Raw genomic sequence first — 25,446 nt, forward strand, 5'->3', positions numbered from 1 at the left:
TCATGAACAGGTTAAGCTCAACAACGAAGGGATGTGTATCCTAAAAAAGGATCATCTTATTTTGCTTGGAATTGAGTTAGGCAGATAAAATGAAAAACCGCCCAAGGGCGGTTTTTTTATTTGGAGCGAACATCTTCAAAAGCATCAAGCTTTTGAACATCCTCTGGAGAGATAGTGAAAGCCAATTGACTATTTTCAACGATGCGTTCTTTGTTCGTTGATTTCGGAAGCGGCAAAGTGCCATGCTCTAGACAATAACGAATGCACAATTGAGCAGGGGTAACGCTGTATTTAGCAGCCATTTCTTTGATTTCAGGGCTGTTCAAGATTTGGCCAGTTGCCAGCGGAGAGTACGCTTCTACGACAATATTATGTTTTTTGCAAAACTGTAGTAGACTCGCTTGATCACGGCCGATATAGAACGGGATTTGGTTCACCATCGGTACAATGTCGCAGGAATCCAAAAGCGCCTGAATATCTTTTTCCGAAAAATTCGAAACGCCGATTGCCCGAATTTTGCCGTCCTTATAAAGCTTCTCCATCGCTTTCCACGATTCAATATTGCCTTCTGTACAATCTTTGCCGACTTCGTCCCACGGCCATGGCGCATGAATCAAATAAAGATCTAATACATCGACTCCTAGATTTGTAATCGTTTCTTCAAAAGCCGCTAATGTTGCATCATAGCCTTTAATTTCAGCAGGAAGTTTGCTAGTTATAAAGACCTCTTCCCGAGAAATGTTGAAATCTCGAATCGCTTTTCCAACATTTTCCTCGTTCTGATAGGCTAAGGCCGTATCAATATGAGTATAACCATTTTCTAAAGCAGTCGTTACTGCGGCATAAGCTTCTTCATTTGGGATTTGCCAAGTGCCAAATCCGATAGTGGGAATTTCAACTCCATTGTGGGACGTGAAAAACTTTTCGTTTGCCATGGAAATATTTCCTCCTCTTTATCGAACGTTCTTTTTTATTGTACGACTTTTCTGTCAACAGGGGAACTCTAACCCCCGGTGTCCCTGTGCACCACACAATTATTCCAAACAAAAAGGCAAGCGCAAATTTGCGCTTGCCTTTTCTCATTCACTCTCCGAAAATCTCTTCAGAAACTTCCACGATGTAGCGCAGTTTGTCCCATTGCTGTTCCTCGGTGAGGAGATTGCCGTGGTGGGTTGAAGCGAAGCCGCATTGCGGGCTGATGCATAGCTGCTCGAGCGGCACGTATTTTGCGGCTTCTGCGACGCGTGCTTTGATCGCTTCTTTGTTTTCAAGTTCGCCGTTCTTCGATGTGAAGACGCCGAGCACGACTCTTGGCCCACCGTTTGGAATGTGCTCAAGTGGTTGGAAGCTGCCGGAGCGGTCGTCGTCGTATTCAAGAAAGAAGCCATCGACTTTTTCTTTGGCGAACAAGGTAGGCGCGATCAATGCATAGCTGCCTTCAAATGCCCAGTCGGATTGGTAATTGCCGCGACACAGGTGAGTCGTCACAGCGAGGTCTGCCGGCTTGCCTTCTAGCACGCCGTTTGCGACGCGAAGCGCCAAGTCGATCAAATACTCGCGATTGTATTTGCCGTCGTTGAACGGGATATCCGGTGATGACAGCCCTGCGATATAGACATCGTCGATTTGGATATAGCGTGCGCCGGCGTCATAAAACGCCTGGAAAGCGTCGCGGTAAGCTTGGATGACGTCTTTCGCGTAGTCTTCCAGGTCCGGGTAGATAGCTTCATCGCGGATGCCTTGATTGAAAAATTGGTTCGGGCTTGGAATCGTTAATTTCGGTACCGCTCGGCCGCCGACGATGTCCTTGAATTCGATGAAATCGCTGAGGAATGGGTGGTTTTCATTGAATGAAATCTTGCCGATGTTGCGGACATCATAAGCTTCGGTTTCGACGTTTTTAAACTGATAGCCTTTTTCCGGTGTGTAGCCTTCAAAGCCGTTAATATGCGCCATGAAATCGGTATGCCAGAATGTACGGCGGAATTCGCCGTCCGTCACCGCCTTCAGACCGACTTCGATTTGCTTGTCGACGATGCGCTTGATTTCCGTCGTCTCGATTTCCCGCAGTTGTTCTGATGTGATGGTGCCTTCTTTAAACTGTTTGCGGGCTTCGTGAATGCTGTCGGGGCGCAGAAGGCTCCCGACGTGATCGGCCTTGAATGGGGCTGTTGTTAGTTTAGGGTTCGTTTGAATAGTTGAATGGGTCATGTGAAATTCCTTCTTTCTATTTTTAGTGTGGGTGGTGGAAATAAAAAAACGGAGCTTTCTTCGAAAAGAAGAAAGCTCCGTTTATGGAAAATGCATTCTTCTTATCTTCTAGGCTTGCGCCTATTGGAATTAGCACCTTGTCCTGAATCAGGGCGGTTGCTGAGACTTCACAGGGCCAAATCCCTCCGTCTCTCTTGATAAGAAATCGATTATTAAGTTAATTGCTGGTTGATGTTGTTCACCTTAAAACAAATTTTAGAAAAAAGCAAGGAAAGCTTGAAAAAAATTTCCGGAAATTTGTTAATTTTAAATATTTGTCTCCACCGCAGGAGTGCTAAATTTACGTTATCTATATAAAACAGAGCTAATAACTCATTGCCGTAATAACTGATAACGATCAAATAAAATTGTAACTTTTATTCAAATATATATTTCCAAATAACTAATTATCCCTTTTTTAATTGTGATAAAATCATTATTAAAAACAATGAGTGAAAAGAGGGAATCATTTGAAAATCCATGCAAGAAAATCCATGGTTTTAGCCATGGCAACTTCTATGTTATTGATGGGAACGGCAGGCAATGTTTCAGCCCATGAATCTGCAGGAGACGCCAAAACGCAAACGCAGGAATCCTATACGCAGCAAGATGCCAAGTATTCAAAGAAAGTCGTAAAAGCTGTCAGTGAAGTATTGGAAATGAATGCCGAATCTGCTGAACTGGAAATAACTTTAAGGCAGCTGCCGAAAATAAAAGTGTTGGAGCTTTATTTAGCCTCGCTTGGCAAAAAGCTAAAGGACAACGAAATTCGCCGAGCGGTGGATGAGGTATTTGACATCGATTTGAACTATGTATCGAAAAAGGATTACGGCAGCAAACTATCGATTTATCCGGCGCCTGTCATGGAGAGCTTGCGCGTTTCGCTGAAAGAAGAACGAGATTCCACCAAAAAGGACGAGCGGATCATGGATATGTCGAAAAATGAAGTGATGGACCGCTATCTTAAGGAATTCGACTATGCGCTTAGTGGAGCAGAAGTGAACGTGTTGATCAACCAAATTTTTGGAGTGAATCTGGTAGGGATCTCGGGATTAGAAGGCAAACAGCTTGCCATCAATTCTAAAGGGCAGTGGATTGTAAAAAGCGATCGTGATGTATTCATTCTCGAATCCAGCCTTGATGATGTGGATGTATCCATTTATGCAGGTCCCTACTTTGAACAACTGACAGGCAGCAAGGAGTTGCCAGTCTCTTTAGTCGCTAAGTTGACAGCACTTGGATTTGAATACAAGGAGGAACAGCAAGTCCTCTACTACAAAAATCCAAACGGTGAATCAGTGCCAGATGCGTTTAAAGGCCAGTTGATTGGTATTTTGCTGGGTACGATTGCCGAAGAGTACGCCAAATAACAGTTAGAGCTCAATTGAAAAGAAAGCACGACAAACTCCAGAAGTGCCCGAAAGGCATCTCTGGGGTTTATTATGTTTTGGAAGTATTTTGTGTTTTTCTTGTGTTTCGGACAGTTTTCAAGTGAATTTGGCATGCATTGTGCGTTTTAGTTCCGTAAATTTTTTTAATAGCCGGGATAATAGTTGAAATGAGGGGAAATAAATCGTGGAATAAAAGTAAAAAATAACTATTTAAGCTATTTTTTTATTCGGTAATATAGTAGTAAAGTGATGCGTGTTAAAGAATTAAAAGCTCAAAAGATAGCAAAAAGATGATAAGTAAACTGCCTTGTTTTGTCACCGAATATAGTGGCGAGCGAGTTGGTATTGGAGGTTTGACCTATGGGAAAAAATCAAACGAGATACTCACGCTTGGCACATATCACAAAATTGATCAATACAAACCTGGAACTGCGCCCTTTGCTTGAACAAGTGGTCATGGCCATTTCAGAAGAAGTTGTGCGCTGTGATTCTGTCGGCATCTATTTGCCCCAGGACGATGGAAGCTTCCGTGGTTATGTCGGAAAACCGGAAGTCATCAACGGCATGACGCTCGATATGCATGTAGTGGATACAGACTATGACTTATTGGCAAAAGAAGTAATTGAAACCCAGCAAACCATTTACATTCCAAATACCGCCAATGACCCGCGCCCTGACCCACGGGCTGTTGCCGGTTTTGGGATTAAGTCTTTATTGGCACTTCCCATTTCCTATGAGGGCGAGCTATTTGGTCTTGTATTCTTATTTGATTATGGCATTCCAATGGAGCTGACAGCGGATGAAATTCAAACGGTAGAAGCCTATGTCAACATGGCTGGTGTCGCTATACGGAATGTTAATAATTTAAAACGCAAAGAAAGCCTTTTGAGTGAGAAACAGATGCTCTTGGATTTGACGCGTGATTTGTCGATGAGCTCGTCAATGACTGACGTACTGGGGATTTGCCTCTCCTATACTGGAAAGGTATTAAAAAATGACAATATCGGAGTCCATTTATTGGATCCTGTGGCTGGAGCTAAATTGAAACCATCTTATTTAAGCGCTAAAAGTGAGTGGAATGAAAATGAATGGCTGGAAAGACACGAAGAAATGGCGTTCGACCCTTCAACAGATCGCGCATTTCAAGAAGTAATGCGCTCTAAAAAGCCTTTGTACATTCTGGATGTGGAAACAGACAACCGAGTGAATCAGGAAGTTTGCCAAACATTCGGCATCGAACGAATGCTATTTCTTCCATTCGTCACGATGGGGGAAATACTGGGGGCTATGGTGCTCGTGAGTTTCGACAAAACGGAAGCGGTTTTCAGTGAGTCAGCTATTGACCTCGCACAATCCGTCACTGAGGCTACGGCTTCAACCTTATCCAATTTGCTGTATATGGAGAAACAGGAGCTATTGATACAGGAAAGAACATCAGAAATACGTGTGAAAAATATCGAATTGAATCAAGTCATTGCCCAGTTGAAGAGTCTGGGGCGTGAGAATGAACTGATTTTGAGTTCTGTAGAAGAAGGAATTTTTGGTCTGGATTTGGAAGGGAAAATCACTTTTTGCAACCGGGCAGCAGAAGCCACATTGGGATATGCAAAAGGCGAGTTGATTGGGCAGTCCGATAGCATCATCCTAAGTAAAGACATCGTATTATCAACAGCGTCATTCGCTGTGAAACAGGATTTGAAGTTCCGAAAAAAGAACGGGCTCGATTTTTCAGTGGAATATGTGGTTTCCTCTGTAAAAGAAGAAGGGGAAATTATCGGGGAAGTTGTCACGTTCCGGGATATTACAAAAAGAAAGCAATTGGAAAAGGAAATTACCCATCTTGCCTATTATGATCATTTGACCGACTTGCCTAACCGGGCATTATTGGACTATTTTTTAAATCAGGAAATCGAAAAGGCGAAACTGGCTGGACAGAAGGTAGCTGTCTTGTACTTGGATTTAGACCGCTTCAAAATCATCAACGACAGCTTGGGGCACAGCTATGGAGATATCCTATTGAAAGACGTTGCCAATCGGATCAATCGCTATGTTCCGGATCAAGCATTCGTTTCGCGGCAAGGCGGAGATGAATTCACTATTGTGTTGCCGGGTTTCGACAGTTTGGCAGAATTGATGGATCTAGTAGGGAAACTGGTGGAGTCGTTTTCCGACACCTTTGTATTGAAAGGCAATGAAGTTCATGTCAAAGCCAGCATCGGCATCAGCATGTTTCCTGAAGATGGGGAAACTGCAGAAGTGTTGATTAAAAACGCAGACGCTGCGATGTATAAATCAAAAGAGAAATCCGGCACGTACTATCATTTCTTCAGAAGTGAAATGAACACGCGTAATATGGAAAGCATATTTCTTGAGAATGCATTGTATAAAGCAATGGAGAATGATGAACTGCTGCTTCATTTCCAACCGCAAATCGATTGCAGAACGGCACGTGTGACGGGAGCTGAAGCCTTGATTCGCTGGAAGCATCCGACTCGCGGAATGATATCCCCGGTGGAATTCATTCCGACAGCCGAAGCGACAGGTTTAATAGTGCCAATCGGAAAATGGGTATTGGAAAGTGCGTGTAAACAACTGAAGAGATGGCATGACGAAGGCCGTACCGAGATGTCGGTTTCTGTGAATTTGTCCGGCAGGCAATTTGAAGAAGATGATTTGATATCGATGATTGAATGCATCTTAGCGCAAACTGGCGCACCTCCTGAGTGTCTGCATATCGAGTTGACCGAAAACCAGATTTTCAGAAATACACATATGACACTCGATAAAATGAGGGATCTCAAAATGCTGGGCATCAAAATAGCCTTGGATGATTTCGGCACGGGATACTCGTCATTAGGGTATTTGAAAAACTTCCCGATCGATACCTTGAAAATAGACCGTTCCTTTATGGTCGATATTTTAAGCGATAAAAACAATGCGGCCATTACGAGCACGATTATCACGCTCGCGCAAAACCTGGATTTGAATGTCATCGCAGAAGGCGTGGAAACAAAAGAGCAGCTGGAGTTTCTCGCTGCGAGAAATTGCTTTAACATTCAAGGGTATTATTACAGCAAACCTTTGGAAGTAGAGGAATTGGGCACGTATATGGATTGGCTTGAGCCTATTTCAACAAGCGATTCCCACCATTCATAATTCAACAGAGCCATGCGCATTTCGGCTATTCGCTGGAATTATTGCTAGCTCCGCCAGTTCTTTGCTGGCGGAGTTTTTTGGTGCACAAAAACCGGTACTTCAAAATTGACTGACTGCAGCAATCGGAGTAGCTTAAAATCAATAAAACAACTCTTTCTGTGTGAGAAGCTTCATGAATGAATGATGTCATTTGCTGAGGATTCGAGAAAATTGTGAGCTGTAGGAGGGGACAGTGAAATGATAAAAATCCTGAAAAATCTTAGTCCCTATAAATGGATCGTGTTGGGTGTCATTGCTTTGGTGTTCGCGCAGTCGATGGCAGAGCTATTTTTGCCGACTTTAATGGCTGACATCATCGACAACGGGGTCGTTCAAGGAAACATCCCGTATATTTGGCGAATCGGCGGGTGGATGCTATTGGTATCGGCACTTGGCGCTATGGCCGCTGTCTTTGCCAGTTATTATTCAGCCAAAGCGGCAATGGGGCTCGGGCGTGACCTGCGGCAAAAAGTGTTCAAGCATGTCGGCCAGTTCTCGCTTCAGGAATTTGATGAAGTGGGCACAGCCTCCCTGATCACACGGACAACGAACGACATTACGCAAGTACAACAAGTCGTCATCATGATGCTGCGCATGGTTATCAGTGCGCCGGTCATGCTCGTCGGCGGCTTGATCTTGGCGATTTCGAAAGATGCAAGATTGTCTTTGGTCATCATCGGTGCGATGCCGGTTTTAGCCGTGTCAATTCTTCTGATTCTAAAATACGGGATACCGTTGTTCCAGCAAGTGCAGAAACAACTGGACGGCTTGAACTTAGTGGTACGGGAAAATTTGACGGGCATTCGTGTCATACGGGCTTTTAACCGTGAAACGGAAGAAAAAGCGCGTCTTCAAAAAGCCAACAGGGAACTTGCGGATGTTTCCATCAAAGTCAATAAGATCATGGCGTTCCTGATGCCGGTCATGATGTTGGTCATGAACATGACCGTGGTCGCCGTCATTTGGTTCGGCGGCATCCGCATCAGCAACGGGGCGATGCAGATCGGGGATTTGATGGCATTTATCCAATACGTCATGATGATCATGTTCGCACTTGTAATGGCTTCTTTCATGTTCGTCATGATCCCGCGAGCAGCCGTATCAGCGAAACGCATCAATGAAGTACTGGAGATGCAGCCAGCATTCAAGGACGACGGCACGGAAAAAGCGGACCGTGAGCGTGGCACCTTGGAATTTGACCATGTCACATTCTACTACCCGGGAGCATCTGAGCCGGCGCTGTCAGATATCAGTTTCACTGCGAAACCTGGAGAAACTACGGCCTTGATTGGCGGGACGGGTTCTGGGAAGTCGACACTGGTCAATTTGGTGCCGCGCTTTTACGAAGTTACCAGTGGCACGATTCGCGTCAATGGGGTCGACATTCGAAAAGCCCCTCAGCAGGAGATTCGTTCGAAAATCGGCTTTGTTCCGCAAAAGTCCATTCTCTTCACGGGAACGATTGCGGACAATATCCGCTTTGGCAAGCAGGACGCCAGCCAATCGGAGTTGGATCAGGCGGCAAGCATCGCGCAGGCACAGGAATTCATCAATCGAATGGAAGGCGGCTACACAGCTGAAATCGAGCAGGGCGGGTCGAATCTGTCAGGTGGTCAGAAACAGCGTTTGTCGATTGCACGTGCGTTAATCCGTAAACCGGATTTGTATATTTTCGATGACAGTTTTTCCGCACTCGATTTTAAAACAGACGCCAAACTGCGAAAAGCGCTGAAAAATGAAACGAAAAATGCGACGGTGCTATTGGTCGCCCAGCGTGTCAGCACAGTCGTCGATGCCGACCGTATACTCGTTTTGGAGAAAGGGCGAGTGGTTGGCATGGGTACCCACGATGAGTTATTGGAGTCCAACGAAGTGTACCGGGAAATCGCCCTATCCCAGCTGTCAGAGGAGGAGATCGCATGAGCCAGATGGGACCTCCACGCCCTGGGGCAAGCATGCCGGCGGAAAAAGCAAAAGACTTCAAAGGCACTTTCCGCCGGCTCGTCTCTTATTTGAAACCGCGCAGGAAAAAATTAGCGGCGGTCTTTATCGTTGCGATTCTTAGTACCGTATTCGCCATTGTCGGGCCGAAAATCATGGGAATGGCGATTACCGAATTGTTCGAAGGTGCCTACGGACAATTGCAGGGCGTACCTGGCGGCGGCATCGATTTTGGCGTTATCGGCCAGATTCTTGCAGTGCTTGCTGGATTATATGTATTCAGCAGTTTGTTCAGTTACATCCAGCAATATATGATGTCGACGGTGGCGCAGGACACGGTTTACGATATGCGCCAAGACGTCAATAAAAAACTTGAGAAATTGCCATTGGAGTATTTTGATGGCCGGCCAAACGGAGAAACCTTGAGCCGCATGACCAATGACATCGACACCATCGGCAGCACTTTGCAGCAAAGTTTGACGCAATTCATCACTTCCATCGTAACGCTCGTCGGCATTCTCGTAATGATGCTGACAATCAGCCCTCTGCTGACTTTGATTGCAGTTGTGTCCTTGCCGCTGTCGTTGTTTGTCATCGGGCCGATTTTGAAACGCTCGCAGAAATACTTCAGCAGCCAGCAAAAAAACCTCGGCCGACTCAATGGCCATGTCGAGGAAATGTACACCGGCCATCAAGTAGTCAAAGCGTTTGGTCATGAAGCCAAATCGAACGAACAATTCGACGCAGTCAATGCTGAATTGTATGATGCTGGACGCAAAGCGCAGTTCATCTCCGGGATCATCATGCCAATGATGAGCTTGATCGGAAATTTGAGCTATGTACTAATCAGCATTGTCGGCGGTGTGCTCGTTATCCAGCGTGCCATCTCGATCGGAGATATCCAGGCATTCATCACCTATTCAAAACAATTCACCCAGCCGATCACCCAGACGGCGAACATCGCCAATATTATCCAGTCAACAGTGGCCGCCGCGGAGCGGGTATTTGAACTATTGGACGAGCAAGAAGAAGTGGAAGCGGTAACGACCTCTGTATTGGCAAGGGCAAAAGGGGCAGTGGCCTTTGAAGATGTCGACTTCGGCTATGGCGACAACTTGCTGATTGAAGGGCTGAACATCGATGTCGAGCCGGGCCAGACAGTGGCAATTGTCGGGCCGACCGGCGCTGGCAAGACGACTTTGATTAATTTATTAATGCGTTTCTACGAATTGAAAGGTGGCCGCATCACCATCGACGCTCTGGATTCGCGGGAGATGTCGCGCCATGAGCTGCGCCATAATTTCGGCATGGTGCTTCAGGACACATGGCTCTTTAACGGTACGATCCGTGACAATATTAGCTACGGCAAGACCGGTGCTTCCGAAGAGGAAATCGTTGCGGCGGCACAAGCGGCGCATGCCGATCATTTTATCCGAACTCTACCGGATGGCTATGACACTGTGCTGAATCAGGAAGTATCGAATATTTCACAAGGCCAAAAACAATTAGTGACCATTGCCCGCGCGATTCTTGCCGATCCACCGATGATGATCTTGGATGAAGCAACATCCAGTGTCGATACCCGGACAGAAATTTTGATCCAGCAGGCGATGAACCGTTTGATGGCTGGACGCACAAGCTTTGTCATTGCGCATCGATTGTCCACAATCAAGCATGCGGATTTGATCCTGGTCATGGACCAAGGGCAAGTCATCGAACAAGGCACTCATGAACAGCTACTCGACAAAGACGGATTTTATGCGGATTTGTACCGCAGCCAGTTTTCAGCGAAAGTGGCAATTTAAAATGGAAAAAGCCTTCGTGCAGAGGATGCACGAAGGCTTTTTTCGGTAGTGTGCGAAACTTGAATTAATGTGGTTTCCGGCTCTCAATGGTCAAAAACAGTCCCCCGTAGTAGGATTCCACCTTCACAATTTCGAACGGAGAGCGATTCACTAAATCGAGTGTATCGCGGTCTAAATGGCAGCCGTCGCACAGCTTTTTCCAGACGGGTGTCAAGGATTCCTGGGTTTTGCCCATGAGCGGCTGGTCCATTTTAACATGCTCGAACATGAGGATTCGGGCGCCCGGTTTTGTGACGCGGTAGATTTCTTCAAGTGCTTTGACCGGGTCCGGAATCGTACAAAACACCAAAGTCGCGACGACGGTATCGAAGCTATTATCGGCAAAAGGAAGTTCTTCTGCCACCGCTTCGTACGTATAGATCGGTGTCTTTGATTTTCGGATGCGCTTTTCCGCTTGTTTGCTCATCTCTGGGTTCGGTTCGATGGCGTCGACTCGTTCGGCATTTTCGTAATAGCGAAAGTTCGCCCCCGTCCCGAAGCCAATTTCGAGCACGCGCCCTGTTGCTTGCTGGACAAGGTTTTTGCGTATTTTCTCAAAGCGTGTCTTCTCAAGCGGCTTCATGCCCGCGTTGTATATACGCGGTAAAAATCCAGCCATAGTGATCAGCTCCTGTCTTGTGTATCGCGCTTTTCTATACCATTACTTTTTCCCGCTTAATGTCCTGTTTATTCCTAGAATGAACGGTTCGTCCATGATTATACAAAAACTATACAATCAGCGTTTTTAAGCTTATTATGAAGGGAATAACAAGGACAATGGCACGATGCTGAAGAATCTCCCTAAAAGCGATTTTAGGCAAAACAAAGCGTACATATTTCAATAAAAGGGGCGGTACATACATGGGGAAGTCTAAGAAATCCGTAATCGTAATCGGAGGTGGCCTAGGTGGTTTGTCAGCGGCAATTTCATTGCAGCAAAAAGGCTATGAGGTTTCGATATATGAAAAGAATGATCACATCGGCGGGAAAGTGAACCGCTTGGAGCGGGACGGGTTTGGGTTTGATTTGGGCCCGTCGATTTTGACGATGCCGCATATCTTTGACCGCCTGTTCCAAGGCAGCGGCAAAAACATGACGGATTATGTGCCGATGCAGCGCTTAGAGCGTGAGTGGCGCTCGTTTTTCCCGGACGGCACGGTGATCGACTTGTACCATGACCTTCATTTGATGGAACGGGCGAACCCGGCTTTGTCTAAAAAAGATATGAAAGAATATTACGCATTGCTGAAGTACGCGAAAAAGATTTATGAAACGACCGAACGCAGCTATTTGAAAGAAGGGTTTGAGTCGCCGAAAGAGGCTGTCGCACAAAACGGCATCCTTGCGACTCTGACTGGATTCGATTTGACCTCGACGATGTACAGCGCGATTTCAAAACGCATCACGAATCCGCATTTGCGCGATATGCTATCGTATTACGTGAAGTACGTTGGGTCTTCGCCGTACAGCGCACCCGCCGTGCTCAATATGATGATTTATATGCAACACGCGCAAGGCTGCTGGTATGTGCCGGGCGGCATGCACAATTTGGCAGGCGGAATGGAGAAATTAGCGCGGGAAATAGGCGTCCAGATCCATACGGGCATGGGCGTGATTCGTGCCTTAACGAGTGCGGAAGGCAAAATTACCGGCATTGAAATCGAAGACGGCAGCTTCCAAACCGCTGATTATTACGTATCGAATATGGAAGTCATTCCGTTCTATCAAAAAATGGTCAAAGCGGAGCATGAGTTTGTCGATAAGCTCGAGAAGAAATACGAACCGGCAAGTTCGGGACTCGTTTTGCATCTCGGCGTCAAGAAGACCTATCCGCAGCTGAACCACCACAATTTCTTCTTCTCTGACAATTTAAAAGAGCAGATGGACAAGGTGTTCGAACGCCACGAGCTGCCGGACGACCCGACGATCTATCTCGTCAACGTCAACAAAACCGACCCGACGCAGGCGCCGGAAGGGCATGAAAATATCAAAATCCTGCCGCATATCCCGTATATCCAAGACAATCCGTTTACGCCGGAGCAGTACAAGGAATTCGAAGAGCGTGTCATCGATAAGCTTGAACGCATGGGGCTCGACGGCTTGCGCGATAATATCGTCGTACGCGATGTTTGGACGCCACATGATATCGAGCGCATTTACGGTTCGGACCGCGGTGCGATCTACGGAACGGTTTCCGACAAAAACAAAAACGGCGGCTTCAAGCACAAGAAGCAAAGCGAACTATACGACAATCTGTATTTTGTCGGCGGTACCGTCAATCCAGGCGGCGGCATGCCAATGGTGACATTGAGCGGCCAACAAGTGAGCGATAAGATCGTCAAGCGCGATAATGAAAACAACTAAAAATCTACAGTCCTGAGACGGCTTTTCCGTTCTCACGACTTAGGCTGTTTTACAATTCAAAAGGCGATGCCAATGACTTTAACAAGTCAATGGCATCGCCTTTTGGCATATTCAGTTTCCGAGTGTGACCGGAAGTTCACGGACGCCGCGGACAATCATGCCCGGACGCCATTCGAGTTCATTTTCCGGGACAGCGAGCGCCATGCCGGGGAAGCGTTTCAATAGGCCGTCGATTGCGGTATGGCCTTCCAGCCGTGCGAGGGGAGCGCCGAGGCAGAAATGGATGCCTTTGCCAAACGCCAAATGCGCACTTTTCTCGCGGTGGATATCAAATAGCTCAGGGTTGTCGAACTGTTCGGGGTCATGGTTCGCAGCGTTCAAAGCGACGATGACCAAATCGCCCCGGTGGATGGTTTTTCCGCCAAATTCCATGTCTTCTGCGGCCCATCTGGAGGTGCTGAATTCGACCGGCCCATTCAAGCGCAGCGATTCCTCGATAGCTGGGCCGATGAGCTCAGGCTGTACACATAATTCGTGCTGTTGTTCGGGATGTTTCAATAGCGTGAGTACAGTGTTGCCGATCAAATTCACGGTCGTTTCGTGTCCTGCGATGATCAGCAAAGAGACCAGTCCGTACAGCTCTTTTTCCGTCAGCCGGTCGCCTGCTTCTTCGGCTTCGATCAATCGGCTGATTAAGTCATCGCCCGGTTGTTGGCGCACTTTTTGGAACCATTCACCGAGATAGCGGACAAATTCATTCATATGCTCATAAACGCTAACGCCTGCTTCGCCACTCGTGCCTTCGATGAGCGAGTTCGACCAGGTCCGGAATTTATCGCGATCCTGTGATGGAACGCCCAAAATTTCGCAAATGACGATGATGGGGAGCGGGAAGGCGAATTCGTCAATTAAGTTGACGTTCGATTTGCCTTCGAATCCATCGAGCAATTCGTCGGTGATTTCCTGGATGCGCGGTTTCATGCTATCGATCATTTTCGGCGTAAACGCTTTTTGGGCGAGCCCGCGCAGCCGTTTATGGTCAGGCGGGTCAGAAAATAACATGTTTTGAGTGAATACGCTCATCTCGTCCATGCTGCCGCCGAACAGCTTCGAAAAATCCTTGATGAAGCGCGGGTCTTTCAATACGGCTTCCGCATCGGTATAGCGCGTCACGAGCCACCCGAGCTGGCCGTCTGGAAAACGCACCTGATGCACAGGGTCTTCTTCACGCAGCCGTTCGTAGGCCGGATAAGGGTTTCGGGTGAATTCAGGGCTGAATAATTGCGTTTTGTCTTTGTCATGCAAGTCCATTGAAATGCCTCCTTTTTTTATCTATACCCTGAGGCGGTTGGATGTTACTCGTCTATTTTTCATATTCCTTCCTTCTCTAATGAAATTTGGAAAGACATTTTCCAGTCCAGTTGATTTGCATCGAAACAATTCATAAGCGTTTTTGAACTTCATCAGCAAAACCGGTTATGACCTTAGCAGCTTCTTTTGGTCCTTCCCAGTACAGCATATGGCCGAACTGCGGAAGGATGTGCAGCTGGGAATGTGGGATGGCAGCGGATAGCTTTTGCTGATCTTCTGGTGAAGCGAGGGTGTCTTCTTTTCCAGATATAATCAGTGCCGGCGCCGTTACTTGTTGGAGGAGGCCAGGGAATTTTTCATTCAATGCGGCTTCACTCGTTTCTCTCCATACACGGGCCGGAACTTTTTGGATCTCGAAGAACATTTTCTCTAAGAAATCGGCAGGCACCGGTGTATTGAATAGCCCTTGGGTGAATCCACGGATGAACTCTGGGCTCACGGGATCTGTTAAACGCGACAAAGTGGATTCATGAATGGCGACGATTGCCGGCTGGTTGCCGAGCTCGGAAGGGGAGCCGATTAAGATGAGCCCGACTGTGCGATCCGGATATTTCGCGGCAAAATTCCTGGCGGCAAATCCCCCACTGGAAGCACCTGCGATAAAGGCTTTTTCGATAGCTTTGGCATCCATGAACTGCAGCAAATCCGCTTCGAAATCTTCTGTTCGATACGTCATGCCCGGCAGATCGATCCCGTCATGCCCTCGCTGCGTATAGGCGAGCGTGTGCATTTGTTCGGGAAACAAGCGAATAATAAGTCGAAGGTATGGCAGGAATCGGCAAGCCCGTGCAGGAAAATCAGCGGAATGCTATGCGGGTCGCCGCGCTCAATATAGCGTAATTCCCTTGCATCCGCCAAGCGCAGCGTCGAACGTTTCAAAGTCATATTCATCCATTCCTTTCATTCGACAGTAATACTGCCATTATTCGAAGCAAGCTGGATCAGCACCTCGCCGCTGCCGAATACGGTCTCTTCATTTTCGCGCCCGTATATATCGATGCTGCCATTGTCGACGCCCGCTTCAATGCGGGCATTTACTGGTTCACTATCGGTGCGGATTTCGATTTGCCCATTGTTCGTAGCGAAATTGACAGGGAAATCAAGCGTCTCCGTGTCCAGTTCGATGCGCCCGTTATTCGCCTGCGCTTCCAGTTCACCTGAAACCTCACTAAACAGGATGCGTCCGTTGGCAGAGCGGACGCTGATGGCGGCTTCCATGTCTTCCATTTCAACTGGTCCGTTGTCTGTTTCGACCTCGACCGTCTCGCTTTCGACTGCATCCAAAGCGATGCGCCCATTGTCTGCTTCCATCAGCAACTCAGCGGCTGTGATCTCGCTCACTTTGATGCTGCCATTATCGCTATCGGCCGACAGGGAATCAAGCCCGCTCGCAGGCACGTAAACTTGCAGCGTATAGGAGCGGTTAAAGTCGAAATTGAAGAATGGAGAGCGATCTTCGACTTCAATCGCTAAGCGGCCGCCTTCGACTTCTGTGTTTAAGGTGAAGTCATCGTCATTGCCGGACATGACGATTCGGACCGTTTCGTCTTCACTTGGCATAATGGCCACACGGGAATTTTCAACGGTAATTGCCAGTGCCTCGATATTGTCATCGAAGCTTTGTTCCTCAAGCACGTCTTGCTGCGCCGGATCTGAATTGTAGACGGCATATAAAATGATGCCGACACCGACCAAGAATAAGCTTGCAATGATGATCAAAATTCTCAAGAAAGTGCCCATGAAAACATCTCCTTTATTGGGAAATATCCATAGCTTGGTAACGGAGAAACGTTTTGGATTGGAACGGATTACGCTAGGTATCATCATTTTACTATAAATATCAGAAAAGTCAGTTTATTTAACGGAAATCATGCTATATTAATAAATATAGGAAGTTCATGGAAAAACACTTGCCGCTCGCCGGCTGGATCGGAAATTTGAAGGCAAGGGAGGATGCCGATATGTGGAGTGTGAGAAATACGGTTTTCATCGACAGACGGGTGAAAGAAGTCCATCATTTTGCTACTAATCCATTGCTCTGGTATCAATGGTATGCTGGATTGTCTGAAGCGGAGAATTTGATTGGCACGGGAAAGAAAGGAACGAGCATGAACTTAAAGTATTATTTCTTCGGAAGAAGCCTCGGATTGCATGTACTGGTAGTGGAAAATGCAGCGGTAAAAGACGGCTATATATGGCGCTGCCTGATTAGCGGCGCTTTTGACGCCACTCAAACTTGGCGCTATCTCCCGAAAGATGGCGGAACCGAAATTCAATTCGAGATGGACTATGAACTGCCCGGCAGCATATTCGGTAAATTGGCCAACACGATCTACATCAAGAAGCTTATGTACAACTCGGTTGAACAGACCTTGCAAAACTTAAAAGATATCAGTGAAAGTGAGTAGCGGTTTCGGTGGCGCGAAAACCAGAGGGCGATTTAAAGTTTGCTTTTGAGGGAGGATGGCGCAATAACGTAAAGTCAGAAATGCGAGTATTCCCCACTTCCGTTTGCCGGGTTGTGCTATGTCACGGGAACGTCGGTTATCTTAGACATTGAGCTACAGAAGGGTTATGCTGAACAAAGTTAAGTTGGCCGAAAATTAGCTCAAACGGAAGGATGATCGACATGGCATTTTTGGACAAGCTGAACGCAATGAAAGACAAGGCGATCGAAAAAGGCAAAACCCATTGGGACGAAAACAAAGAGGACTATAAAGAAAAAGCCATGGTGATGAAAGACGAAGTGGAGAACAAATTGAAAGAGAGAAAAGGGAAATAGCAAGAGGCGCACTCTTTCGATAGAGTGCGCTTTTTTGTATTCTTTTCATAGAGATTTGCATACCCAGATTAATCAGGTGAACCTTTGACGGTGCATAGCGTTCTTATTCAAACAGAAGGTTTGGAAGAAGGCAAAAGGCATGGCGGATGTGAAACGGGGAAGAATTGCTAAATTTTTGTATATCGGGCTTGTCTTATTATTTTTTTATATCGTGTTTCTCCAGCCGGAAACGGTTTTCGAGGAGCAGTATTACGGCGAACAGCCCTTCAGTGTAGAAATCGAGACCTACGGAACGGGATTTTTTAATCGGGAGATTTCAGTTATCCACTAAAAGATTGATGGCAAAACGGTAGCGTCCGACAATTTCACTTTTTTCTCCCCATTTACTCGAAGCATTCATGCGACGTGGAAAGTCGATCCCGCGGAAGGTTCGTGGTGGATCGACAATACCGTGAATGTCAGCATGGAATATTGGAAGGCACGAGGCTTGCACCATGGGGAATATGAATCGATAGCTGCCGGATATGATTACGATTGGGCGGATGATTGAGGTAGATGGTGGAGCCATTTGAAGTGAACCCTAAATGCTGGTATTTTCAATAAATCAAAAACGCGTGGAGAAACGAATCTGTTTCTCCACGCGTTTTTTGTTTTAAGCGAATTCATGTTGAACGATCTAATTCCGAACGGATGCGAGAGATGTGCTCGCTCATCAATTGCTTGGCCAGCTCGGCGTTACCGCTCTCGATTGCCAAATAGATTTCTTCATGTTCATTGTACGTATCCTGGTGGCGCTCTGCGTCGGTGAATCGATGGCGCCTTGTGGCACGTATATTTTCCTCCAGCCGCTTGGCAAGAGTTTCCATCAAATCGATCAATAATTGATTTTTGGTGGCATTGGCGACTTGCAGATGGAAATCCACGTCAGCCTGGACGCCGAGTTCGGGATCGTTCGCCGCCAATGCCATTTGCCCGAGCACTTCACGGATCGCCAACAAGTTCTCTGGCGTCGCCCGCTGCGCTGCAAGTGAGGCGGCTTCGACTTCAAACGCCCGCCTGAGCTCGAGCATATCGTCGATGTATTGAATCTCCGCTGCATCGATGCGTGTGCCGAGTTCATTGCCGAGCATATCGTGCTTCGTCTCAGAGAGAAAACTGCCGCCGCCTTGGCGGATTTCAAGAAAGCCTTTGCTTTCCAGGCCTTTCAATGCTTCGCGGACGGAATTGCGGCTGACGCCGAATAAACTCGCCAAATCCCGCTCGGAAGGAAGACGGCCGCCAGGGGGGACATTGTTCTCCAGGCACAGCGTTTGGATCTGTTCGACGACTAATTCATAGGTGCGTTTTTTCGGATTCAATAACACTGAACTCTCTCCCTGCTGACTTGGTTTTTGCGTTCTCCTTTCATCATACCGAAAGAAATGCAAAATGTCTGAAAATACACATTGTAATTTTCAGATTATTATGTATAATTGGTTTAATTGGTAGGACCAATTTTCGGAGGTATGAAGATGTATCGGTGTGTATGCATGCTGTTGTAAGACTTTTGGTAAGGCATCGCAATCGATATTCCACAAAACAGCTAGCTTTCCTGGGGGCTCGCGCTGAACTAATTCGGGCTAGACGCCCGAATGGATTTCAGCACTTCGTCGAAACAAAGTTGGAAAGCCACCTCCGTTTCTGCTCCCCAAGGAGTCTGCGCTGTTTTGCTCCATATCTAATAATTAGTATTTATTAAGAGTGGAAGGCGGTGACTCCTGCGGGAGCAGTGACGGAGCATTGCGACGGAGCGACATGAGTCTGTGCCCTGGCAGCTGGCTGCGCGACGTCCTGTCGCGCCAGCTGCATGACCCACATCCTGTGGGCCCGAAAGCGTCCGCCTGGAACGATCCAATAAGCTTTTCCCTATTATAATTTTGAAATTAAGTTTAAATAGTGTGAATAACCACAAAGGAGCGATATGAAATGGCAATTCCTCATCAGGAGAAAATCCTGCACAATTTGGCGGAGTTTCTTACAAGCGAACAAGTCAGCGTCAATGCGACGATCAAGGAGCTGCACGGCAGGGATGAATCCTATCATGCCATGCAATTGCCGGACATCGTCGTGTTTCCAGAAACGGCGGAGCAAGTATCGAAAATCATGAAGCTGTCCCAGCAATACGCGATTCCGATCGTCCCGTTCGGCCTCGGATCGAGCCTTGAAGGCCATGTCATCCCGGAACAGGGCGGCATCACCGTCGATTTTTCCTTGATGAATAAGGTGCTGCATGTCGATGCGGAAGATTTTCTCGTCACGGTCCAGCCGGGTGTCACCAGGACGCAATTGAATAAGGAATTGAAAAAACACGGATTGTTTTTCAGTGTCGACCCTGGGGCGGATGCGACCCTTGGCGGCATGGCGGCGACCAATGCGAGCGGCACAACATCCGTCAAATACGGCGTCATGCGTGACCAGGTGCGCGACCTTGAAGTGGTCATGGCGGACGGCACCATTATCCATACCGGCAATAAAGCGGCGAAATCGTCTTCCGGGCTTCATTTGAACGGCTTGTTCGTCGGCTCTGAAGGGACGCTTGGCTGCTTTACGGAAATGACCTTGAAAGTGTACGGCATCCCAGAATTCGTTACGGCGGCCCGCGCTTCATTTCCGAGCGTGAAAGATGCGGTCGAAGCGGTCGTCTCGATCTTGCAAGCGGGTATTCCGATTGCCCGCGTCGAACTCGTCGATGAACAGTCGATGAGGCAAGTGAATGAATACAATGATACCGCTTACCTCGAGAAGCCGACTTTGTTCCTGGAGTTCCATGGCAATGAAGCAGGGCTCAAGCAAGACGTGGAGTTTATGGAAGAAATCGTCCAGGGGCATGCGTGCGAAGAAATCGCTTTTGAGACTGATACGGCGGCGCGCAATCAATTATGGGAAGCACGCCATACTTTGGCCTATGCCTATATCCATGGCTATCCCGGCAAAAAGATGATGGTGACGGACGTTTGCCTGCCGATTTCAGAACTTGCAAACGCAGTCGGCCATGCACGGGAAAATCTGGAGGCGCTTGGGCTTCCGGGCGGCATCGTCGGCCATGTCGGCGACGGCAATTTCCATGCTCTCATCATGATGAATATGGAAGACCCTGATGAAGTGGCGCGTGCGCAGGAGTTTAACGGGCGCATCGTCGAGTATGCACTCAAGCGCGGAGGGACTTGTACAGGCGAACACGGCGTCGGGCTCGGCAAACAGAAATACCAACAGCAAGAACACGGAGCGGCACTTGAGGTCATGGAGAAAATCAAACGGGCGCTCGACCCGAACAATCTATTGAATCCCGGCAAAAACATCAAAGTGGAGACAAAGGAGACGATCAAATGAAAGTATTGCAATCATTGAGTGCCATCGCTGGAAAGTATTTTGCTGTGTGGGTCATCCTGGCTGCCTTGCTGGCGTTTTTCCTGCCTGAAGCGTTTGTCGGATTCGGCGCCTATATCACGATTCTGCTCGGCGTCGTCATGTTCGGGATGGGCTTGACGCTCAAACCGGTGGATTTCAAAATCATCGCCAAAAGCCCGCTGCCGGTATTTGTCGGCGTGGCCGCACAGTTTCTCGTCATGCCGATCGCAGCGTTTGCCATCGCCTACGTGTTGAATCTGCCGCCTGAACTTGCGGCAGGCCTCGTGCTTCTTGGCTGTGTGCCAGGCGGAACGGCATCGAACGTCATGGTCTATTTGGCAAAAGGCAATTTGGCTTTGTCGGTCGCTATGACGTCCTTGTCGACTTTGATGGCGCCGATCATGACGCCGCTGCTTTTGTTGTTGCTTGCGGGGCAATGGCTGCCGGTTGACCCTGTCTCGATGTTCACGTCGATCATTCAAGTGATCATCCTGCCGATTGCGCTTGGAATCTTAATTCAGCGCATCTTCCCGGCAGCGGTCGCGAAAAGCATCTCGGTCGTGCCGCTCATTTCGGTGGCAGCGATCCTCATCATCGTCTCGGCTGTCACTGCAGCCAATGCGCAAAACGTCATCAGCTCCGGATTCATCGTCTTCCTTGCGGTATTCTTGCATAACGGCTTCGGCTTGATGCTCGGTTATGTGATCGCGATGCTCATGGGCCTCAGCGAAACAGACCGCCGCGCGATTTCACTCGAAGTCGGCATGCAGAACTCAGGGCTAGGTGTTGCTTTGGCCACCGCCCACTTCAGCCCGCTCGCTGCGCTGCCAAGCGTATGGGGCGCCATCTGGCACAATATCTCGGGTCCGATCTTAGCGACGATCTGGTCGAAAAAACCAGCCTCAGCGCCTAATAAGGAAAATCCGGAACTCGCCGCGCGGGTCAAACCGGCGGTAAATTCCGGATCCAAATAAGTGAATGCTATGTATGAAAAAACCACCCGTCATTTGGGTGGTTTTTTCAGAGTGTTGAAGAAATCTATAATCCGCTATGAATGAAAAATCGGGCACCTTTTCTACATTAAAAAATAAAGTTTTCTCTGAGTATCTGGAGAAGCGTTTGCTCGACTCCTGTGGGAATAGCGGGTTTGAGAGACCCCGCAGACCGCGCGAGCGGTCGAGGAGGCTCGATTCCCGCCCCACGGAAAGCGAGAAATAAGCTTAGGAAAATTCGTTTTAAGAGTTCTCCACAGTCTGGTAAAACCACCGGTCACCTGAATAGTTTTTTTGAACGAAGGAGAATGAAACGCAAGTGGCGAAATTTACCAGGTGGAAGATCATTATACGAAAAAGTGAGTGAGATATTGTGGAATTCAAATTGGGAAATGGCACGTTGATGCTGCCGGAGCTGCACATTATGGTGATGGCATTCGTCATTATTTATTTACTGGCCAAATGGAGCAAGGAATTGGAAACCGGCCGCATCAAAATTTTTATCTATTTTCTAGTCGCTGCTTATGTCATGCCGGTTCTTTCCTACAGCACTTTAGAGTACGACTTCCAGCTGTGGATTCCGGCCGGCTTCCTAGTAGTGTTCTTTTATATTTACCGGAAAGAACGATACCATCCTGCTAAAATGAAGGCCAGTGTGCTGGGGCTGTTCGTAGCGATATACCAAATCGCCGGCCATATGTTTTAAAGCCCGGCCGGCGTTTTGAAAAGAGTCAATCAATAATGATTGCTTTGCCTTGTTCGCGAAGCGATTTCAGCGAATCGAGCATATGCTTGATCTGCTCCTCGCTATGGCGTTCCCAGGAAGCAAGTTCCGCCACGATCTTCAATGGCGCCTTGGAACGATAGGAGCGTGTCGGGTTTCCAGGAAAACGCTTGTCGGTCAGGTTTGGGTCGTTTTCGAATTCGCCTGTCGGTTCGACGATGTAGATCCGTTCCGCTAAATTCCCAGCAGCGAGTTCCGCACCCCATTTCGCCGCATCGAGTGTGGCGGTGAAATAGATGTAATTGGATTTCTTGTCCTGGAAGTTGGATGGATTCTGCGCCTCCAGCAAATCCCCGACTGACAGTTGTGCTTTCGTTCCGTGGAAGAAAGGGCCGAGGTCCAAAACTTCTGTCGATTCATTCATCGTGTTGCCTCCTATTTTCAGTTTGATATCCTGAGTATAGGGCAGCCGTTGCCAAAAAAGTAGGCTGCAAATACATTTTTCTTTCAGGTATACTAATAGAAGAGAGTACCGCGCATAGTTCGGTTTTTCATGTCTGACCATGAGAAATCGGGCTATTTTTATGCCTAATTTCATTCGTTTAACGGCTTCCTCAACGGGTACACATGGGTATATGTTTTAACTACTAAAGAAGAGGTGTTCACGAATGAAAAATGATGTGACAATCAAACATAAACTCGGCCTTGGTACAGCGCCGCTTGGCAATATGTTCCGTGACGTGCCGGAAGACGAAGCGATGGCAACCATCGAGTCGGCCTGGAACGAAGGCATCCGTTATTTCGACACGGCGCCATTTTACGGGGCAGGGCTTGCAGAACTGCGTCTCGGCGAGATTTTGCCTTCCTACAACCGCGATGAATACTTGTTGAGCTCGAAAGTCGGACGCATCGTATTGGACGAAGAAGAGGAAAAAGAAGGGCTGTTCGAATTCGGCCGCAAAAATAAAATCCAGACCGATTACACGGAATCGGGCACGCTGCGTTCGATCGAAGACAGCTTGAAGCGCTTGAAAACAGACCGCTTGGATATGGTCTATGTGCACGATATCTCACCGGACTTTCTTGGCGATGAATGGGTCACGAAGTTCGATGAAGCACGAACAGGGGCTTTTAAAGTGCTCGATCGCTTAAGAGACGAAGGCATCATCAAAGCATGGGGCCTTGGGGTCAATACGACCACGCCGATCGAAGTCGCACTCGAACTGGAAGAAGCACACCCTGATTTGAGCTTGTCCGCGACGCAGTATACTTTGCTGCAGCATGAACGCGCACTTGAGCGCATGATGCCGCTTGCTGAGAAAACAGAAGGCGGCCTAGTCATCGGCTCGGCGTTCAACTCCGGCGCTTTGCTTGGCGGCGATCATTTCGATTATGCAGAAATCACGCCAGAAATCAAACAGCGGGTGGCGCGTTTCAACGAAGTTGCCCAAAACCACGGCGTGCATTTGAAAGACGCCGCGCTGCAATTTTCAACGGCGCATCCTGCGGTCAAAGCAGTCGTCACCGGTTCCACACGACCAGACCGCATCAAGGAAGACTTGGCTGCACTGAAAGCTGACATCCCGTCTGCCTTCTGGGACGAACTCGTCGACAAAGGCCTCGTTTCTCCGAAAGCCGTATTGCCGAAAAAATAGTAATAGAGAACGACAAAAGGTTCCGGTCTGCTGACCGGAACCTTTTATTGTGGATGCAACAGCAGTTTGTGCAAGAAGCCTCATTAATTGCCGGATTAGCATATCTTTAATTTTACAAATTTACCATTTGCTATAATATGGACTAGTGACAAGAACTGGAGGGCAAGAATGAAAACCTCAGCTACATTATCGCCAATAGCATTTTTATTGATCATCGTCTCCTTATTAGCTGGCTGTGGTACGGTTGGAGAAAACCCCGAAACTCTCGCGATTGAGCACCGCGGGGAATATGAAGGGGTGCTCGTTTCAAGCACCTATACTTCGGCCAAAACCGCGGGCTATGAAGAAACGTTCATCGAAGGAACGGAAAAAGCCGATGAATTGATCGACCGTTTGAATGGAGAAGAGCTGATTCAAGCGAGTGAAGCGGAACTGCAGGAAAGGGCCGATCTGCTCGAGCAGCCTGGCAGCTACCGGATGATGCTTTACAATATGCCGGCAGCTGACCGCATGGACGATCATATGTATTTGATTCAGTTCTATAAAGATGGAACGATTCAAGTGGACCAAGAAGGCGTCACGTATTTCCTTTATAATCCTCCAGAGGATTTGCTTTCGCAATTGAAACAACAGTGGAACATTAGCTTTTAAGACAAAATAAACTGCCCCGCGGTGATTAGAGCAATGTCTAATCGTCGCGGGGCAGTAGTTATTAGTTGATCTGTTTATTAGCCTTGTGGCGCGTGGTAAATTTCCTCGAACGGCTGGACGACGACGAAGCCGTTGCCGGAGAATTTCATCTGTACGGATTCTCCGCTGCCTCTCCCGAAAAAGCTTTTCAATTGCACGTCGGTGACGAAATCCGGTTCCAAATTGCCTGACCAAGCGACAGTCGCGTTCGGATCGGTGAACACCGGCGTATCCGGCGTAACGAGCAAAGTGAGCGGCTCGTAATGGGAGGTGAACGCGACGAGGCCGTGGCCTTCTAAGCGGATATTGAACAATCCGCCCGCCATCATTCCGGCGACGCGGCGCATCAATTTGATGTCCCAGTCGAGCCCGTCCTGAAACGCGAGCAAGTCGTTGCCGTTGATGAAGATGCTTTCGCCTTCAAGATCTAAAATGGTGATTTTCTTGCCGCTGTCCGCGACGTAGAGTTTGCCTTGGCCGTTCGCTTTCATTAACTGTGCGCCTTCTCCGCTGAGCGCTTTTTTGACGAATTTCCCGAGGCCGTGCTCGAGCATGCCTTCGCGCTCGAATTTGATATTGCCTTCATAGGAAATCATCGAGCCCGCTTTGGCCCATACTTGGCCATTCAAGTTCACTTCGAGCAGGCGGTCCGTTTCGAGCTCGAAAAAATCGCGCGCGCTTTCTTCCTGTTTCGTTTGCTGGACAAATTGCTTAATGGAATACTTCGACATGAATGATTCCTCCTTTAACTGGATACTATGCTATACGGACAGGCAGCAAAATCGTTTCATTTTGGCGACAGACTCTTTCTGGTTATTCGTTGATTTTCAACAAGGGAAGGAGTAGACTGTCGAAGAATG

General features: G+C 47.9%; 23 protein-coding genes and 1 riboswitch. Of the genes, 13 read left to right on the forward strand and 10 right to left on the reverse strand.

Annotation, left to right across the window (positions count from 1 at the left end):
- Positions 1–116: 116 nt before the first annotated feature.
- Complete coding sequence (locus AUC31_RS02105; RefSeq protein ID WP_058381599.1) at positions 117–935, reverse strand: aldo/keto reductase; 819 nt, start codon at positions 933–935, stop codon at positions 117–119.
- Positions 936–1,083: 148 nt separating this feature from the next.
- Positions 1,084–2,211 (reverse strand): 5-methyltetrahydropteroyltriglutamate--homocysteine S-methyltransferase, encoded by a 1,128-nt coding sequence (locus AUC31_RS02110; RefSeq protein WP_058381598.1) that lies wholly within the window; start codon positions 2,209–2,211, stop codon positions 1,084–1,086.
- 98 nt (positions 2,212–2,309) lie between these two features.
- Positions 2,310–2,415: riboswitch (SAM riboswitch) on the reverse strand.
- A 305-nt stretch (positions 2,416–2,720) separates the two neighbouring features.
- Between AUC31_RS02110 and AUC31_RS02115 the strand changes: the two genes are divergently transcribed.
- The 4 genes from AUC31_RS02115 (at position 2,721) to AUC31_RS02130 (ending at position 10,582) form a co-directional block, all read left to right on the forward strand.
- Complete coding sequence (locus AUC31_RS02115) at positions 2,721–3,620, forward strand: hypothetical protein (RefSeq protein ID WP_237150688.1); 900 nt, start codon at positions 2,721–2,723, stop codon at positions 3,618–3,620.
- Positions 3,621–4,001: 381 nt separating this feature from the next.
- Positions 4,002–6,797, forward strand: coding sequence for a bifunctional diguanylate cyclase/phosphodiesterase (locus AUC31_RS02120; RefSeq protein ID WP_058381597.1), 2,796 nt, complete (start codon positions 4,002–4,004; stop codon positions 6,795–6,797).
- A 237-nt stretch (positions 6,798–7,034) separates the two neighbouring features.
- The gene (locus AUC31_RS02125; RefSeq protein WP_058381596.1) at positions 7,035–8,759 is read left to right on the forward strand and encodes an ABC transporter ATP-binding protein; all 1,725 of its coding nucleotides are present in this window, start codon (positions 7,035–7,037) and stop codon (positions 8,757–8,759) included.
- Positions 8,756–10,582: an ABC transporter ATP-binding protein gene (locus AUC31_RS02130; RefSeq protein WP_058381595.1), complete on the forward strand. Its 1,827-nt coding sequence runs from the start codon at positions 8,756–8,758 to the stop codon at positions 10,580–10,582. Before AUC31_RS02125 ends, AUC31_RS02130 begins: the two co-directional genes overlap by 4 nt.
- A gap of 64 nt (positions 10,583–10,646) precedes the next feature.
- Here the strand turns inward: AUC31_RS02130 and AUC31_RS02135 are convergent, their stop codons facing one another.
- Positions 10,647–11,240 (reverse strand): class I SAM-dependent methyltransferase, encoded by a 594-nt coding sequence (locus tag AUC31_RS02135; protein ID WP_058381594.1) that lies wholly within the window; start codon positions 11,238–11,240, stop codon positions 10,647–10,649.
- Between the two features lie 242 nt (positions 11,241–11,482).
- Here AUC31_RS02135 and AUC31_RS02140 point away from each other — a divergent pair, with 242 nt between their 5' ends.
- Positions 11,483–12,985 carry a phytoene desaturase family protein gene (locus AUC31_RS02140; protein ID WP_058381593.1) on the forward strand — a complete coding sequence of 501 codons (1,503 nt, stop codon included), beginning with the start codon at positions 11,483–11,485 and terminating at the stop codon, positions 12,983–12,985.
- A gap of 111 nt (positions 12,986–13,096) precedes the next feature.
- Here the strand turns inward: AUC31_RS02140 and AUC31_RS02145 are convergent, their stop codons facing one another.
- From AUC31_RS02145 to AUC31_RS02160, 4 genes are all read right to left on the reverse strand, one after another.
- Positions 13,097–14,296: a cytochrome P450 family protein gene (locus tag AUC31_RS02145; RefSeq protein ID WP_058381592.1), complete on the reverse strand. Its 1,200-nt coding sequence runs from the start codon at positions 14,294–14,296 to the stop codon at positions 13,097–13,099.
- Positions 14,297–14,426: 130 nt separating this feature from the next.
- Positions 14,427–15,086, reverse strand: coding sequence for an alpha/beta fold hydrolase (locus tag AUC31_RS02150; RefSeq protein ID WP_083509108.1), 660 nt, complete (start codon positions 15,084–15,086; stop codon positions 14,427–14,429).
- Positions 15,029–15,241, reverse strand: coding sequence for a hypothetical protein (locus AUC31_RS17630; protein ID WP_058381590.1), 213 nt, complete (start codon positions 15,239–15,241; stop codon positions 15,029–15,031). The genes AUC31_RS02150 and AUC31_RS17630 overlap by 58 nt, the downstream gene beginning before the upstream one ends.
- Positions 15,242–15,256: 15 nt before the next feature.
- Positions 15,257–16,096, reverse strand: coding sequence for a DUF4097 family beta strand repeat-containing protein (locus AUC31_RS02160; protein ID WP_058381589.1), 840 nt, complete (start codon positions 16,094–16,096; stop codon positions 15,257–15,259).
- 158 nt (positions 16,097–16,254) lie between these two features.
- On the opposite strand from AUC31_RS02160, the gene AUC31_RS02165 reads away from it, so the two are divergent.
- The 3 genes from AUC31_RS02165 to AUC31_RS02170 all read left to right on the forward strand — a co-directional run bounded on the left by AUC31_RS02165 (position 16,255) and on the right by AUC31_RS02170 (position 17,469).
- Positions 16,255–16,764, forward strand: coding sequence for an SRPBCC family protein (locus tag AUC31_RS02165; RefSeq protein WP_237150690.1), 510 nt, complete (start codon positions 16,255–16,257; stop codon positions 16,762–16,764).
- A 221-nt stretch (positions 16,765–16,985) separates the two neighbouring features.
- Positions 16,986–17,138: a hypothetical protein gene (locus AUC31_RS17820; protein WP_167549921.1), complete on the forward strand. Its 153-nt coding sequence runs from the start codon at positions 16,986–16,988 to the stop codon at positions 17,136–17,138.
- A gap of 139 nt (positions 17,139–17,277) precedes the next feature.
- The gene (locus tag AUC31_RS02170) at positions 17,278–17,469 is read left to right on the forward strand and encodes a hypothetical protein (protein ID WP_058381588.1); all 192 of its coding nucleotides are present in this window, start codon (positions 17,278–17,280) and stop codon (positions 17,467–17,469) included.
- 331 nt (positions 17,470–17,800) lie between these two features.
- Here the strand turns inward: AUC31_RS02170 and AUC31_RS02175 are convergent, their stop codons facing one another.
- A complete protein-coding gene (locus tag AUC31_RS02175; protein ID WP_237150692.1) occupies positions 17,801–18,502 on the reverse strand; it encodes a FadR/GntR family transcriptional regulator in 702 nt (233 codons plus the stop codon).
- A 601-nt stretch (positions 18,503–19,103) separates the two neighbouring features.
- On the opposite strand from AUC31_RS02175, the gene AUC31_RS02180 reads away from it, so the two are divergent.
- The 3 genes from AUC31_RS02180 (at position 19,104) to AUC31_RS02190 (ending at position 22,223) form a co-directional block, all read left to right on the forward strand.
- Entirely contained in the window at positions 19,104–20,507 is a 1,404-nt protein-coding gene (locus AUC31_RS02180; RefSeq protein WP_058381587.1) for an FAD-binding oxidoreductase, read from the forward strand.
- Positions 20,504–21,499 (forward strand): bile acid:sodium symporter family protein, encoded by a 996-nt coding sequence (locus AUC31_RS02185; RefSeq protein ID WP_058381586.1) that lies wholly within the window; start codon positions 20,504–20,506, stop codon positions 21,497–21,499. Before AUC31_RS02180 ends, AUC31_RS02185 begins: the two co-directional genes overlap by 4 nt.
- Before the next feature lie 391 nt (positions 21,500–21,890).
- Complete coding sequence (locus tag AUC31_RS02190) at positions 21,891–22,223, forward strand: hypothetical protein (RefSeq protein ID WP_058381585.1); 333 nt, start codon at positions 21,891–21,893, stop codon at positions 22,221–22,223.
- A gap of 25 nt (positions 22,224–22,248) precedes the next feature.
- On the opposite strand, the gene arr is transcribed toward AUC31_RS02190, so the two are convergent.
- Positions 22,249–22,665: an NAD(+)--rifampin ADP-ribosyltransferase gene (arr, locus tag AUC31_RS02195; RefSeq protein ID WP_058381584.1), complete on the reverse strand. Its 417-nt coding sequence runs from the start codon at positions 22,663–22,665 to the stop codon at positions 22,249–22,251.
- 244 nt (positions 22,666–22,909) lie between these two features.
- Here arr and AUC31_RS02200 point away from each other — a divergent pair, with 244 nt between their 5' ends.
- Entirely contained in the window at positions 22,910–23,896 is a 987-nt protein-coding gene (locus tag AUC31_RS02200; RefSeq protein ID WP_058381583.1) for an aldo/keto reductase, read from the forward strand.
- Between the two features lie 168 nt (positions 23,897–24,064).
- Positions 24,065–24,547 carry a hypothetical protein gene (locus AUC31_RS02205; protein WP_058381582.1) on the forward strand — a complete coding sequence of 161 codons (483 nt, stop codon included), beginning with the start codon at positions 24,065–24,067 and terminating at the stop codon, positions 24,545–24,547.
- Between the two features lie 77 nt (positions 24,548–24,624).
- Here the strand turns inward: AUC31_RS02205 and AUC31_RS02210 are convergent, their stop codons facing one another.
- Entirely contained in the window at positions 24,625–25,317 is a 693-nt protein-coding gene (locus tag AUC31_RS02210; protein WP_058381581.1) for an AIM24 family protein, read from the reverse strand.
- Between the last annotated feature and the right edge of the window lie 129 nt (positions 25,318–25,446).

The sequence above is a fragment of the Planococcus rifietoensis genome (genome assembly GCF_001465795.2).
Taxonomy (GTDB): Bacteria; Bacillota; Bacilli; order Bacillales_A; family Planococcaceae; genus Planococcus; species Planococcus rifietoensis.

Bases quoted from the DNA above. Each gene is read 5' to 3' on its own strand.
- AUC31_RS02150 (WP_083509108.1), bottom strand. From the start codon at position 15,086: ATGCACACGCTCGCCTATACGCAGCGAGGGCATGACGGGATCGATCTG.
- AUC31_RS02160 (WP_058381589.1), bottom strand. From the start codon at position 16,096: ATGGGCACTTTCTTGAGAATTTTGATCATCATTGCAAGCTTATTCTTG.
- AUC31_RS02210 (WP_058381581.1), bottom strand. From the start codon at position 25,317: ATGTCGAAGTATTCCATTAAGCAATTTGTCCAGCAAACGAAACAGGAA.
- AUC31_RS02140 (WP_058381593.1), top strand. From the start codon at position 11,483: ATGGGGAAGTCTAAGAAATCCGTAATCGTAATCGGAGGTGGCCTAGGT.
- AUC31_RS02165 (WP_237150690.1), top strand. From the start codon at position 16,255: ATGGAAAAACACTTGCCGCTCGCCGGCTGGATCGGAAATTTGAAGGCA.
- AUC31_RS02200 (WP_058381583.1), top strand. From the start codon at position 22,910: ATGAAAAATGATGTGACAATCAAACATAAACTCGGCCTTGGTACAGCG.
- arr (WP_058381584.1), bottom strand. From the start codon at position 22,665: ATGAATGAATCGACAGAAGTTTTGGACCTCGGCCCTTTCTTCCACGGA.
- AUC31_RS02180 (WP_058381587.1), top strand. From the start codon at position 19,104: ATGGCAATTCCTCATCAGGAGAAAATCCTGCACAATTTGGCGGAGTTT.
- AUC31_RS02130 (WP_058381595.1), top strand. From the start codon at position 8,756: ATGAGCCAGATGGGACCTCCACGCCCTGGGGCAAGCATGCCGGCGGAA.
- AUC31_RS02110 (WP_058381598.1), bottom strand. From the start codon at position 2,211: ATGACCCATTCAACTATTCAAACGAACCCTAAACTAACAACAGCCCCA.
- AUC31_RS02185 (WP_058381586.1), top strand. From the start codon at position 20,504: ATGAAAGTATTGCAATCATTGAGTGCCATCGCTGGAAAGTATTTTGCT.
- AUC31_RS02205 (WP_058381582.1), top strand. From the start codon at position 24,065: ATGAAAACCTCAGCTACATTATCGCCAATAGCATTTTTATTGATCATC.
- AUC31_RS02120 (WP_058381597.1), top strand. From the start codon at position 4,002: ATGGGAAAAAATCAAACGAGATACTCACGCTTGGCACATATCACAAAA.
- AUC31_RS02170 (WP_058381588.1), top strand. From the start codon at position 17,278: ATGGCGGATGTGAAACGGGGAAGAATTGCTAAATTTTTGTATATCGGG.
- AUC31_RS17630 (WP_058381590.1), bottom strand. From the start codon at position 15,241: ATGACTTTGAAACGTTCGACGCTGCGCTTGGCGGATGCAAGGGAATTA.
- AUC31_RS02135 (WP_058381594.1), bottom strand. From the start codon at position 11,240: ATGGCTGGATTTTTACCGCGTATATACAACGCGGGCATGAAGCCGCTT.
- AUC31_RS17820 (WP_167549921.1), top strand. From the start codon at position 16,986: ATGGCATTTTTGGACAAGCTGAACGCAATGAAAGACAAGGCGATCGAA.
- AUC31_RS02145 (WP_058381592.1), bottom strand. From the start codon at position 14,296: ATGGACTTGCATGACAAAGACAAAACGCAATTATTCAGCCCTGAATTC.
- AUC31_RS02125 (WP_058381596.1), top strand. From the start codon at position 7,035: ATGATAAAAATCCTGAAAAATCTTAGTCCCTATAAATGGATCGTGTTG.
- AUC31_RS02105 (WP_058381599.1), bottom strand. From the start codon at position 935: ATGGCAAACGAAAAGTTTTTCACGTCCCACAATGGAGTTGAAATTCCC.